General features: G+C 49.1%; 12 protein-coding genes. 4 read left to right on the forward strand and 8 right to left on the reverse strand.

The window, feature by feature from the left end; all coding sequences use genetic code 11:
• Positions 1-26: 26 nt before the first annotated feature.
• Positions 27-1,181, forward strand: a complete 1,155-nt coding sequence (locus tag G459_RS0103165; RefSeq protein ID WP_026966339.1) for a threonine synthase — start codon at positions 27-29, stop codon at positions 1,179-1,181.
• A 19-nt stretch (positions 1,182-1,200) separates the two neighbouring features.
• On the opposite strand, the gene G459_RS0103170 is transcribed toward G459_RS0103165, so the two are convergent.
• The 3 genes from G459_RS0103170 to G459_RS0103180 form a co-directional block, all read right to left on the reverse strand.
• Complete coding sequence (locus tag G459_RS0103170) at positions 1,201-1,950, reverse strand: M15 family metallopeptidase (RefSeq protein WP_026966340.1); 750 nt, start codon at positions 1,948-1,950, stop codon at positions 1,201-1,203.
• Positions 1,947-2,711, reverse strand: coding sequence for an SDR family NAD(P)-dependent oxidoreductase (locus tag G459_RS0103175; RefSeq protein ID WP_026966341.1), 765 nt, complete (start codon positions 2,709-2,711; stop codon positions 1,947-1,949). The genes G459_RS0103170 and G459_RS0103175 overlap by 4 nt, the downstream gene beginning before the upstream one ends.
• 179 nt (positions 2,712-2,890) lie before the next feature.
• On the reverse strand, positions 2,891-3,556 hold the full coding sequence (locus tag G459_RS0103180; protein WP_026966342.1) for a heme exporter protein CcmB: 666 nt from the start codon (positions 3,554-3,556) through the stop codon (positions 2,891-2,893).
• Positions 3,557-4,070: 514 nt separating this feature from the next.
• Here G459_RS0103180 and G459_RS0103190 point away from each other — a divergent pair.
• Together G459_RS0103190 and G459_RS0103195 are read left to right on the forward strand one after the other, a co-directional pair.
• Positions 4,071-6,074: an alpha-ketoacid dehydrogenase subunit alpha/beta gene (locus G459_RS0103190; protein ID WP_026966343.1), complete on the forward strand. Its 2,004-nt coding sequence runs from the start codon at positions 4,071-4,073 to the stop codon at positions 6,072-6,074.
• Between the two features lie 102 nt (positions 6,075-6,176).
• Positions 6,177-6,674 carry a GNAT family N-acetyltransferase gene (locus G459_RS0103195; protein ID WP_026966344.1) on the forward strand — a complete coding sequence of 166 codons (498 nt, stop codon included), beginning with the start codon at positions 6,177-6,179 and terminating at the stop codon, positions 6,672-6,674.
• A gap of 134 nt (positions 6,675-6,808) precedes the next feature.
• Here the strand turns inward: G459_RS0103195 and G459_RS0103205 are convergent, their stop codons facing one another.
• Positions 6,809-7,582, reverse strand: coding sequence for a tRNA pseudouridine synthase A (locus G459_RS0103205; RefSeq protein ID WP_026966345.1), 774 nt, complete (start codon positions 7,580-7,582; stop codon positions 6,809-6,811).
• A gap of 180 nt (positions 7,583-7,762) precedes the next feature.
• Here G459_RS0103205 and G459_RS0103210 point away from each other — a divergent pair, with 180 nt between their 5' ends.
• A complete protein-coding gene (locus tag G459_RS0103210; protein WP_026966346.1) occupies positions 7,763-8,347 on the forward strand; it encodes a hypothetical protein in 585 nt (194 codons plus the stop codon).
• A gap of 320 nt (positions 8,348-8,667) precedes the next feature.
• Here the strand turns inward: G459_RS0103210 and leuB are convergent, their stop codons facing one another.
• The 4 genes from leuB to leuC form a co-directional block, all read right to left on the reverse strand.
• Positions 8,668-9,735, reverse strand: coding sequence for a 3-isopropylmalate dehydrogenase (gene leuB, locus G459_RS0103215; RefSeq protein ID WP_026966347.1), 1,068 nt, complete (start codon positions 9,733-9,735; stop codon positions 8,668-8,670).
• A complete protein-coding gene (locus G459_RS0103220) occupies positions 9,704-11,290 on the reverse strand; it encodes an alpha-isopropylmalate synthase regulatory domain-containing protein (protein ID WP_026966348.1) in 1,587 nt (528 codons plus the stop codon). Before G459_RS0103220 ends, leuB begins: the two co-directional genes overlap by 32 nt.
• 12 nt (positions 11,291-11,302) lie before the next feature.
• A complete protein-coding gene (gene leuD / locus G459_RS0103225; protein ID WP_026966349.1) occupies positions 11,303-11,893 on the reverse strand; it encodes a 3-isopropylmalate dehydratase small subunit in 591 nt (196 codons plus the stop codon).
• A 96-nt stretch (positions 11,894-11,989) separates the two neighbouring features.
• Complete coding sequence (gene leuC, locus G459_RS0103230; protein ID WP_026966350.1) at positions 11,990-13,396, reverse strand: 3-isopropylmalate dehydratase large subunit; 1,407 nt, start codon at positions 13,394-13,396, stop codon at positions 11,990-11,992.
• Position 13,397: the final 1 nt, after the last annotated feature.

Here is a 13,397-nt window from a genome sequence, read left to right on the forward strand (position 1 = left end):
TCTGGCAAGCAGGGCTAAATTCGGGCATGCCAACACTACCCCTTGCCCGACTCTCCTTGCTCGAAAGGCTTCAATGCCCCTCCTGCGGAAAATTCTATTCGCCACATCTCGTCCAGACATTTGCGACCTGCTGCCACCAGCCCTTGGTAGCCGAGTACTCACTCACGCCAGAGCCTTTGATCTTGGAGGAGACAGTCTCCATGTGGCGGTACTCCCACTATCTGCCGCTCTTTGACCCAAAGAATCGGATCACCTTGGACGAGGGACTGACTCCAGTCTTGACTTGGTCCACCCTAGCAGGTAGGTACGGCCAGCGTGAGCTTCTGGTAAAAGACGAAAGCGGAAATCCCACCGGCTCGTTCAAAGCCCGTGGCATCAGCATGGCGGTCAGCAAAGCGGTCGAGTTGGGGATTGAGGAACTGGTCATTCCTACGGCTGGAAATGCCGGCGGCGCTTTGAGCGCCTATGCCAAGGCCGCAGGCTTACAAGCCACGGTCATCATGCCAAAAAACACACCGGATCATTTCAAAGAAACCTGTGAGCGCTACGGAGCCAATCTCATACAAGTCGCGGGAATGATTAATTCCTGCGGTCGGGTCGCGGCGGAAATCCAATCAACCAGAGGAGCTTTTAACCTCGCTACCCTGAAGGAGCCTTACCGCCTCGAGGGCAAGAAGACCATGGGATACGAGATATTTGAACAGTTCAGTGAAGGACTGCCGGATGTGATTCTGTATCCTACAGGCGGCGGGACTGGGCTGATTGGTATCTGGAAAGCCTTTCAGGAATTGGTTCAGATGGGTTTGCTACTCCCCGACAAGCTTCCCCGGATGGTGGCCGTCCAGGCAGAAAGCTGCGCACCGATCGCAGACAGAATTCAGGGCATTCAATCTTCTCTCGATGATTATCAGATGTCCATCGCATACGGCCTTTCTGTTCCTCAAGCTTTTGCAGCAGACCTTATTCTCAAAGTCCTCCAAGAATCCCGCGGCGAGGTCGTCACTGTAAGCGACAGTGAAATAATCCGGGGAATGAATGAAATAGGCAACGCAGAGAACCAACTGGTTTGTCCAGAGGCAGCGGCTGTTTGGGAAGGATTTAAAAAACTCCTTTCAGAAAAAAGAATAAAACCCAGCGAACGGGTACTTCTCCTGAATACCGGCGCAGGTTATCCAGCCTAGTAGGTCAGCTCGTCGGGCTCTATTTCACCAATTCGAACTTTTCTCCGGCTTCCTTTCTGGAAAAGGCGTTAAAATGCCACCATTCGCTACCGATTCCTGTAAAGCCTGCCCCCGTTATGACCTTCCGTAGGATCTCGCGATTGGCTACTTGGGCTTTGGTGATCTTGCCTTCGGCCAGCATCTGCTTTTCCCGATCCGGGTAGGCCGGATAGCCAAAGTAGTCGTAGCCCGTCCCCATATCCAAAGCCGAATCCGCCTGCGTATCAAAGATGGTCAGATCCACCGCCACGCCGAAGTTGTGCAATCCGCCGATTTTGGGATCAGCCACATAGAGCGGCTTCACACTGTCGGGCTTATCCAAACTGTCCCAAAGTATCTGCTGCACGCTGAGCGGACGCACCCCGTCATAGATCAGCAAGGTCAAATTGGGATATTCTTTCTGGAGATTTTCTTGGGCTTTCTTAACCATCTCAGCTACTAACGGCTGGAGATAGCACCGGACATGGTCGTCGTACACGTCCTTTCCGAAGAAGTTGTCCGTGGTGGAATATTTCAACTCAATTCGAACTCCAGGGACTGAAGTTTGGACGTCCACCAAGCCTTGGTCGATCAGCTTTTTTTCCAGCTCCGGTAAGGGAACTTCCAAATCAATGTCTTTCACAGGATCGAGAACCTCCCGTTGCTGTTCGGAAAAGATCTCCTGATCACTTTTAGTCGGCGATGCACAGGCTACTGCCAAAGCCAAAAAACCAATAGACAACTGTCTCATTTCACCGGATTTCTGTTGACCAAAGCAGCTGATCCCTGCGCAGTGGGAAGTACCACAATATCCGCTAACACCACATGCGGCGGGCGGTTAACTGCAAACTCCACGATATCGGCAATGTCCTGAGCTAGCAAGGGTTCGAACCCTTTATAAACTGACTCAGCTCGGGTCTCGTCTCCTTTAAAGCGAACCAAAGAAAACTCAGTCTCCACCATCCCAGGATGAATCGCAACCACACGAATCCCGAATGGATTCAGGTCAATCCGCATCCCTTTGGTGATCGCATCGACTGCGTGCTTGGAGCCACAATACACATTGCCGTTCGGGTAGACTTCTTTGCCAGCGATAGAGCCGATGTTGATGATCATGCCTGACTTGCGCTCGGTCATGCCTGGAATGATGGCTTTAGAGACATACAGCAAGCCTTTCACATTGATATCCATCATGGCATCCCAGTCGTCCAGGTTGCCCGTTTGGATGGGATCCATACCGTGGGCGTTGCCTGCGTTGTTGATCAGAACGTCGATTTCCGGCCAATCCGCAGGAAGACTGCCAAGTATTTCACCGACTTTCTCCCGTTCTCTTACATCAAAAACCAAGGGCAAAAACCGAACTCCCGGAGCGAGTTCCTTTCCCAGATCATCCAAACGGTCTTCTCTTCGTCCTGTGGCGATTATGTCAAAACCCATCTTGGCAAGGGTCAAAGCGCAGGCTTTTCCGATTCCGGAAGTGGCTCCGGTAATGAGTGCGATTTTGTTTTTCATGCTTTAAATATAAAAGGATTGAAAAATTGCAAGATTTAAAAACTGGAAAATTACTTTCTGTTTGAGCTGAATCGAAGGTTGGAAATTAAAAAAAGTGAGAAAGTTGGAAGGTGGTAAAGTTGTAAAGTTCGGCGCTTAAAATCCTTTTTTACCTCGTAAATCAAAAATCGTAAATCGCTTCAGCTTCTCCAGAGATACGGAAACAAAATATATCCCGTCACACCCACGATTGCATTGATTGCTAAAAGCGTCAAAAGTTTGTCCACGCTTACACTCCAGTCAAGTCCGTCCAGGGCGTTTTTGGAGATGCGGATGGCCATAAGCAGAATCGGCATGATCACAGGAAAGCTCAAGATCGCCATCAAGGTCGCATTGTTACCAGCCTTGGACGCGATCCCACTCACCATCGTCAAGCTGGCCGAAAATCCGACCGAACCCAAGATCAGATTGAGCAGAAAAAGCCCCTGGTCCTGCACCGGATTCCCCAAGATCACCGAGAAAACCGTATAGCCCAGCAAGGCCAAAATCAGCGTAAGTCCTGTGTTATAAAAGATTTTCGAAAGAATAATCGCCTCCGGAGATGCGATCATGTAGTAATACAACTGTCGTCCCTGATGCTCCTGGACAAAGCTTTTGGCCACTGCATTTACCGCAGAAAAGAGAATAATGATCCAGTAGATCGCATTCCAAGTGGGGATGGAAAGGACACCTGACTTGGCTCCGACGCTCAGATAGACGATGAAAACCGCCGAGACAACGTAAAGCAAAATCCCATTAAGCGCGTACTTCTGTCGCCATTCGAGGGTGATTTCCTTTCGGATGAGGACGGAGATTTCTTTCCACATGGCTCAAAGGTAAATGACTTCGCCACAAAGTCACAAAGGATAAGAACCAAGAAAACAAAAGAAGTCAGGGTCATCCGCTCCAAAACGACATTTCGCCGAGATTTTTGGCAGGTTGATCTGGATCGAATGCTGTAAATACAATCGTCGCTAGTTCAAACTCTGTCGACAACTTTTCAGAATCTGGCCTGTTGGGGCATCTCATTTTTCGAAACGACACCACTTCGCACTCTCAATATTACCTTCAAATTACCCAGGTAACCTTTTGATAAAAGAACCTTAACGTTCCTTACTGCCGGGGCCGCCATCGTTTTTCTAATTTTGAACCGTACAGCAAATACTTTTTAACTCCTTGCATTTATTTTTTGCCTCGGCTACGGCCGGGGCCAATGCAGGAGAGGCGGAAATGATGGATCTCGGACGACCGATGTTCTCAAAAGATTTCATCGGTCTTGCTTTCAAAAACACTTTGTCGATTTCGGGGCTTCCTGTACCTTGGATTTGCAAATCAACCCCCATGGAATCTCCTACGACAAACGCTCAACGACTGATTTTTGAGAGAAAAAACTACTCTGACGAGACGCTGCTCCAGCTCTACGAATCCCTGATTCTACCGCGTCGGATCGAGGAGAAGATGCTGATTCTGCTCCGCCAAGGCAGAATCTCCAAATGGTTTAGCGGTTGGGGACAGGAAGCGATTTCCATCGGCGCAGTGAATGCACTTGCCGACGACGAATTCATCCTTCCCATGCACCGAAACCTGGGGATTTTCACGGGGCGAAAGATGCCTTTGGAGCGGCTTTTCGCACAGTTTCAGGGGAAGATGTCAGGCTTCACCAAAGGCCGGGATCGTTCCTTTCACTTTGGCAGCAAGGCCCATCACATCGTCGGAATGATTTCTCACCTCGGTCCACAGCTGGCGATTGCGGACGGGATTGCGTTGGCGGATAAGCTCGCCGGAGAAAAGAAAGTGACGCTGGTTTTCTCCGGAGATGGGGCAAGTTCAGAAGGAGATTTTCACGAGGGGTTGAATGTGGCGGCCGTTTGGAAATTGCCCGTGATTTTCGTTGTGGAGCACAACGGATACGGACTTTCCACACCGAGTGACGAGCAATTTGCATTCAAGTATTTCACCGAAAAAGGCCCAGGATATGGCATAGAGGCCGTTCGGATAGAGGGAAACAATGTGCTGGAAGTCTATGATGTGATCAAAACTTTGGCTGAAGACATCCGGGAAAATCCACGGCCGGTCTTGGTTGAAGCTATTACTTTTCGGATGCGGGGACACGAAGAAGCCTCGGGTACTAAGTATGTGCCTAAGCACTTGATGGAAGAATGGGGCCAACTTGATCCTGTGGATAATTATGAAGCCTATCTCGAATCCATCGACGTTTTGGATGAAAAGACGAAGAACGAAATCAACTCTAGAGTCAAAAAAGCGATTAATGAGAGCTTGGAAATCGCTTTCGCAGAAGAATCAATCACGCCAAATCCCGAAACAGAACTGGCCGATGTCTATGCTCCGTTTTCTCAACAAGTCATCGAATCAAAGGGCGATTCAACGGAAAAACGCTTCATTGATGCGATCAGTGACGGACTGCGTCAATCGATGGAAAAGTATCCCAAGCTCATCCTGATGGGACAGGACATCGGAGAATATGGAGGCGTGTTCAAGATCACTGAGGGCTTCAAAGCGAAATTTGGTGCGGATCGCGTGCGGAATACACCGCTCTGCGAAAGTGCGATCCTCGGAGCCGGGCTCGGACTTTCGCTCAAAGGTTACAAAGCCATGGTCGAGATGCAGTTTGCGGATTTTGTGACGATGGGATTCAATCAGATTGTCAACAATCTGGCGAAGGTTCACTACCGATGGGGAGAAAATGCAGATGTGGTTGTTCGCATGCCTACGGGCGCGGGAACTGCCGGCGGACCTTTTCACTCACAGTCCAATGAGGCCTGGTTTTTTCATACTCCCGGTTTGAAGATCGTCTATCCCTCCAATCCGCACGACGCCAAAGGCCTGCTCAACGCGGCCTTGGAAGACCCAAATCCCTACCTCTATTTTGAGCACAAGACGCTCTATCGCTCCATCTCGGGGCAAGTCCCTGATGCGTATTATACGGTGGAAGTCGGCAAAGCTGCTTTGGCAAGAGAAGGAAGCCAAGTCTCCATCATCACCTATGGCATGGGGGTCCACTGGGCAATCAAGGCCGTCGAGGAAATGGAGATTTCTGCTGACATTCTCGACCTCCGAACGCTCTTGCCTTGGGATCAGGAAGCTGTGGCGGCGACTGTGAAAAAGACCGGGAAAGTCATTTTCCTCCAGGAAGACACGTTGACCGGTGGAATCGGAGCTGAAATCTGCGCTTGGATCTCGGAGCATTGCTTCCAAGATCTCGATGCCCCGGCAATGCGGGTTGGAAGTTTGGATACCCCGGTTCCTTTTGCTCCAAATCTGGAAAAGCAGTTTTTGCCGACGGAGCGGTTTAAGGTTAAATTGAAGGAACTACTTGAATTTTAAAATTGAAAAATTGTAAGACTGAAAAATTGAGTGAAGGCAGCCACTTGATTTTCGTCTTAACAGTTCGTTTTCTGGTCGTAAATCGTAAATCAAAAATCGTTAATGATTCAAATCCGTCAATTAGTTATAGAAGAACTCACCAAAGTCCAGTCCATCGCCCACCGCACGTGGCCGGATACTTTTGGCAAAATCCTCAGTCCTGAGCAGATCACTTACATGCTCGAGTTGATGTACGACTTGACTGTCCTCGAGTCACAACTCGAAAAAGGTCATACCTTTCTGATTGCTGAAGAAGACGGCTTGGAACTCGGATTTGCGGGTTTCGAACTCAACTATGCCGCTTCTCCTAAGGCGAAACTGCACAAGATCTACCTATTGCCGGAGGCACAGGGAAAAGGACTTGGCAAAAAACTCATCCTCGAAGTGGCGGATCGCGCGAGACAAGCCGGGCAAAAAAGCCTCCTGCTTAACGTTAACAAGCACAATCAACCGGCGATTGATTTTTACATGAGGATGGGTTTTGTCGAGATTTACAAGGAAGTCATCGACATCGGCGGCGGTTACGTGATGGACGATGTGGTGATGGAGCTCAACGTTTGAGGTTTTAGAAACCTCGAAGGTTTTTGTTATGCTGCTTTTCCGAAAGCAGCATTGGGGCTCCATTGACTTTGCCCAGCCATTGGACAACAAAAACGTAATTTTTCCCTTAAACCTTTGAGTGCGCCGCGGCGCACTCAAAGGTTATCCAGCACTGTCTCCCATAGTACCAATCCATTCGCCTGAGCGGTCGGAATCTGATCCCGGCGTTCCTCGGGCTTTTCCAGTCTTTCACAGATCTGATCTGCGGAAAAATGCCAAATGGCACTCACCATCTTTCTCACCTGATGATGCAAAAAACCCCTTCCGGTGACTTCGAAGCAAAATACTTTTTCCGGAAAAAACCCACCAAAAAAGTCCGTCGTCAGGAAGACTTTTGCCTCTAAGACCTCCCGGACATAATCCGTCTTGTTTTCGGAGGCTTTGCAAAAAGCTCTAAAATCATGCGTTCCAACAAATAAGCCGGCGTTTTCCCGCATTTGTTCCAGCGAGTTGATTTCAGAGACTTTTGTCAAAAAAGCAGAAGCGAAAGGATGAAAGTCCTGCGACTCGGAGAAAAAATAACGGTAGGTTTTCCGTTCCACCGATTGGATCAGATTGAAATCCCGTGGGATCTCGACGACAGAGCTCAGGACAATTTCTCCGCTGAGACTTAGGTTCAATTCAGGGAGGAGCGATTCGAGATCTTCCTTTTCCCGAAGGAAAATCTGAACAAATCCTGACCGACAGCTCACACCCGAATCGGTCCTACTCGAACCGATCAGCGTAAAATCATCATGTCCGAGCACAAACCGAAAGACCCGCTCCAGCTTTCCCTCCACGGTCGGCTGGCCGGTTTGCTTCGCCCAACCCTTAAATCGGGCGCCGAAGTAAGAAATAGAAAGCAAGTAAGAAAAGGGCCGGGAAAGCATCCCGCAATTTGCTCCAATCCAGAAAACTACGCAAGGGTTTTGAATCCCTTGGAGAGTTCGTAACTTGATTGGGTTCCAAAGACTCTTACTATGAAATCGAGCAAGACAAACCCGTCACACACTGGATTAATAAAAATATGCGAGATTCCATGTGGCCTTAAAAAATCAAACTATAAACACATGAAAATATTTCTTAGCATTCTGGCAATTTTCGCCGGATTTTCCGCCTCTGCCCAGACTTCCCCAAGCAAGGAAGTTCAACTTAAACTAGCCGTGATGGCTGCCCCGGAAGACCAACAGGCAGAGGCCACCGTCTATGGATATGCCGACGCGGGTGAAATTGTCCTGTTGAAACAAGGCACCAACGAGCTGGTCTGTCTGGCGGACAATCCCGCAGTCGAAGGGCTCAGCGTATCGGCCTATCACAAAAGTGCGCAGCCTTTTATGGCGCGGGGTTGGGAACTGAAAAAGGAAGGAAAGACCTTTCAGGAGATCTTTGAAATCCGGGAGGCCGAGTCCAAAAGCGGAAAGCTGCCACTCCCCGACCAAGGGAGTCTGCTGAACGTCCTGACGGCGGAAAATGCCGATGTCGACTGGGCCACCGGGGAGGTGAAAAACAGCTATATGCGGTCCGTGGTGTACATTCCTTGGGCAACTGCCGAAAGCACCGGCCTGCCGCTCAAGCCCGCTGGCCCCGGACTACCCTGGATTATGGATCCGGGCACGCATCGTGCGCATATCATGATCAATCCGGCGAAGGATTGAAAGGGTTAAGGGTTGGCCATTGATTGATGAGGTTTAATCTGTTAGAGGTTTAATACAAAAAGAGAGTGATCGTAAATGATTTAAATCCAAGTAAAAGTTGGGCGTCAACACCTCATCATGTTGAAGGTGTCCCAACTCAGGTCTACATATTTTTTATCCTTTCCTGCGTAGTAGTTGGTATATATGTTTTCTTTCTTATAAAAAAGGAAAAGAAAAAAGGGTATACAAACAATCGGTTGCTTAAAATCGAATCCATCCTGAAATCAATAAAAAAACCACCCCATTCCTGAGGTGGTTTTTTACATTTTACGCTAGTAGAATTAAGCTAAAATCTTCGCTGCCAGCCAATCTCCAACTTCGGAGGTTTTGTAAGCGGTACCGCCGTCGGCGATATCTTCAGTCACATATCCTTCGGCAAGTGACAGGTTTACCACATCGCTGATCGCTTGAGATTCTTCTTTCAGGCCGAATCCGTAGTCAAACATCATGGCCGCAGAAAGTACCGTTCCAAGTGGATTGGCAATATCTTTTCCAGCTGCCTGTGGATAAGAACCGTGGATCGGTTCGAACAGCTTCACCTTAGAACCTAGGGAAGCAGATGGCATCAAGCCCATAGAGCCTGAAATCACCGAAGCTTCGTCAGTCAGGATGTCACCAAAAAGGTTCTCGGTGATCAAGACGTCATACGCCTTTGGCCACTGGATCAGTCGCATCGCCACCGCATCTACAAATTCGTACTCCACTTTCACGTCTGGATACTCAGGAGCCAGTTCCTGCACGGTTTCTCTCCAAAGTCTGGAAGTTGCCATCACGTTGGCTTTGTCCACGCAGGTCAGGAGTTTTCTTCTTTTTTGCGCAGCTTCAAAGCCCATTCTTGCAAGACGAACGATCTCATCCTTGCTGTAGACATTAGTGTCAAATGCTTTGGTTCCTTGCTCATTTCGACCTCTCGGCTCACCAAAGTAGATCCCACCAGTCAATTCTCTGAAGAAAACCAAATCCACCCCATCCACGCGGTCCAGCTTCAAAGGAGACTTGTGCACCAAAGAAGGAAAGGTAAAGGTTGGTCTTACGTTAGCAAACAAGCCCAATTTCTGACGCATTCTCAGCAAACCTTGCTCAGGGCGTACTTTGGCCTTGGGATCGTTGTCGTACTTCGGATCGCCAATTGCTCCAAAAAGAACCGCATCGGATGATGCGCAGATCTCGTGGGTGGCGTCTGGATAAGGATCTCCAGTAGCATCGATCGCGCAAGCGCCAACGAGTCCTTCTTTGAAGGTGATTTGATGTCCGAATTTTTGACCGATGGCTTTCACGACTTTCACAGCCTGAGCCACTACTTCTGGACCGATGCCGTCACCCGGCAACAGCGCGATATTCATTTCCATAATAGGCGGATTCTTCTTTCTTATTGGTTTGATTAAAAGATTCGACGATGTTGAGCATTTTCTCAGTGGCCATCATCGCAGCCACAGTTTGATCAGGGTCTAGCCCTTTGGTTTTGAATATTTTGCCATAATCCCAAGTGATCACCGTCTCCACAAAGGCGTCGGTTTTCCCCCCTGGAGGAATGGAAACATGATAATCGATCAGCTTTGGAAGCTCTTTTTTGAGAGACTTATAGATCTTTTTCAGCGCCTTCATAAAGGAATCGTACTGCCCATCGCCGGTGGCGTTGGCATCATACGATTTCCCATAGACATTCAGACGAAGCTGAACGGATGGCTTCAGGCCCTTGGAATGGGTCATGTGATAGCCTTCGATGTGGATGTGCTTGGAGATCGAGTTGTTTTGCAGCACATCGGAGATGATGTAGGGCAAATCCTCCGTGGTCACACGTTCTTTTTTGTCGCCCAGCTCGATGATCCGCTGAGTCACGCGTGCGAGTTCGTCTTTCTCAAGAGAAAGTCCCAACTCTTCAAGGTTCTTGAGAATGTTGGCCTTGCCGGAAGTCTTGCCCAAGGCATACTTTCGCTGTCTGCCAAAACGCTCTGGAAGCAGGTCATTGAAATAGAGGTTTTTCTTGTTGTCCCCGTCGGCGTGGATTCCGGCTGTTTGGGTGAAAACATTCTCCCCCACAACCGGCTTGTTTGCAGGAATATGCTGTCCTGAAAACTGCTCTACCAACTTGGAAACGCGGAAAATCTTCTGTTCCTGGACGTTGATCTGGAAATCTGTAAAGTCCTTGATCACCGCAATCACAGATTCCAGGGGCGCGTTGCCGGCTCTTTCTCCCAATCCGTTGACGGTGGTGTGAATGCCTGAAGCGCCATGAAGGATGCCTTCCATGACGTTGGCTACAGAAAGATCGTAATCGTTGTGCGCATGAAAATCAAAGTGAACACCGGGGAATTTCCCCACGATCAAATCGAAGAAATCTCTCACTTCGTCCGGAGAGAGTAAGCCAAGTGTGTCTGGAAGCATGATCCGCTTCACCGGTTGCCTGGTCAAAAACTCGATTAAGCTCAGCGTATATTCCGGAGAATTGCGCATGCCGTTTGACCAGTCTTCGAGGTAGACATTGACGGCAACTCCCTTTTCCTGAGCGTAGGAAATGCTTTCCCCAATCTCTGAAAAGTGCTGCTCGGGAGTTTTTTTCAGCTGGTGAACCAGATGGTTGAGGGAGCCTTTGGTCAGGAGATTGAGCACTTTGGCACCAGCCTCCACGATCCAATTAACCGAAACAGGCGTGTCAACAAAGCCCAAAACCTCCACCCGATCCAAGTAGCCTTTTTGCGTTGCCCAATGGGTGATCTTTTGAACACCGGCGAGTTCTCCTTCGGAAACGCGCGCGGAAGCGACTTCGATCCGGTCGACTTTGAGCTCTTCGAGCAAAAGCTTGGCAATCTGGAGTTTTTCCGAAGGCAAAAAGGAAACACCTGAGGTCTGTTCGCCATCCCTCAGCGTGGTATCCATGATTTCTATTCTTCTGTTTGGCTCCATTTGGAAAGCAGATTATTTAGATGCTGCAAAAGCATCGATCTCGGAAGACATATTCAGCAAATAGTCGATGTCGTCGAAGCCATTTTGCATGTTGTCTTTCTTGTATTCATTGATGTCAAATGACTCCGATTCTCCGGTGGAAAGAAGAGTGATCCTCTGCTCCGGTATGCTCACTTCGATCTCTGTAGCCGGATCGGCTTGGACCGCAGCGAACAGTTTGTCGGCAAATTCTGCAGAAACTGTCACCGGAAGCACTCCGATATTCAGACAGTTATTTTTGAAGATATCTGCAAAAAAGCTGGACACCACGCAACGGAAGCCATAATCATAGATTGCCCAAACGGCATGCTCGCGGCTGGAGCCAGAGCCGAAGTTTCTGCCAGAAATCAGAATCTTACCGCTGTAGGTGGAGTCGTTCAAGACAAAATCCTTCTTTGGATTTCCCTCGACATCGTATCTCCAGTCACGGAACAAGTTGTCGCCAAATCCCTCCCGCTCGGTAGCTTTGAGGAATCGCGCAGGGATGATCTGATCGGTGTCCACGTTTTCGGTAGGCAACGGAACCGCGGTGCTGCGTAGGACTGTAAATTTATCGTAAGCCATTTTTTTTCGATTGAAAGATTGGAAAATTTGAAAATTGAAAGATTTCAAGGTCGATAGGTCTTCACGCCCATCTTCCCGTTCCCCCAATGCTCAGCTTTAGTTTGCAAAAACCTCCCTCGGATCGGTGACTCTGCCGGTGATCGCTACAGCGGCTACCGTCAAAGGAGATGCAAGCATGGTGCGTGCACCCGGGCCTTGGCGACCTTCAAAGTTTCTGTTTGAGGTAGAGACAGCCAATTTTCCAGAAGGGATCTTGTCGTCGTTCATCGCTAGGCAAGCAGAGCAGCCCGGCTGACGGAGTTCAAATCCGGCGTCTTCCAAGATTTTCACCAAACCTTCTGCATGCGCTTGTTTTTCCACTTCTCTCGAGCCCGGTACGATCCAGGCCGTGATGTTATCCGCCTTTCTTTTGCCTTTCACAAACTCAGCCACAGAGCGGATGTCTTCGATGCGGCCGTTGGTACATGAACCCACAAATACGTAGTCCACTTGCTTTCCTTCTACAGATTCTCCGGGAGCAAAGCCCATGTAATCGAGTGATTTGAGGTACGAAGTCTTGTTAGAGCCTTCCATTCCCTCGGTCGTCGGAATGTTACCCACGACCTTGATCCCCATACCTGGATTGGTACCGTAGGTGATCATCGGCTCGATGTCTGCAGCATCGTAGTGGTATTCTTTGTCAAAGACAGCACCTTCGTCAGTCTTGAGTGTTTTCCAATAAGCCAATGCCTTATCCCACTCTTCGCCTTTTGGCGTGTATCGCTTCCCTTCGAGGTAGTTGAAAGTAGTCTCATCAGGAGCGATCAAGCCACCACGCGCGCCCATCTCGATGGACATGTTGCAGATGGTCATTCTCGCTTCCATTGAGAGGTTACGGATGGCAGATCCCGCATACTCCACGAAGTATCCGGTCGCACCGGCAGCGGAGATTTTAGCAATGATGTATAGAATGATGTCTTTGGAAGTCACGCCTTTGCCCAGCTCTCCTTCCACAGAGATTCTCATTTTTTTCGCTTTGGACTGCATAATGCACTGGGTAGCCAATACCATCTCCACTTCGGAAGTACCGATGCCAAAGGCAATGGCACCAAACGCTCCGTGCGTGGAAGTGTGAGAGTCACCGCATACGATGGTCATTCCCGGCTGGGTCACACCCAGCTCAGGTCCGATCACGTGCACAATGCCATGATGGGCAGAACCGAGGTCATGCAATTCGATCCCGTATTTCTTGCAGTTTTCACGCAGTCTTTCGACCTGCATTCGGGACAGTTTGTCCTTGATGGTCTGATCCTGGTCTACTGTTGGGACATTGTGATCCGGAGTAGCGATCGTTTTCTCAGGGTACTTTACTCCGATGCCTCTTTTCTCCAAGTTGAGAAAAGCGACGGGAGAGGTCACTTCATGGATAAAATGCTTATCGATGAAGAAAACATCCGGGCCTGCTGGCACGGATTTGACCACGTGCGAGTCCCAGATTTTATCAAATAATGTTGTCTTTTCCATA

It is taken from the genome of Algoriphagus terrigena DSM 22685, from assembly GCF_000429445.1.
Classification (GTDB): Bacteria; Bacteroidota; Bacteroidia; order Cytophagales; family Cyclobacteriaceae; genus Algoriphagus; species Algoriphagus terrigena.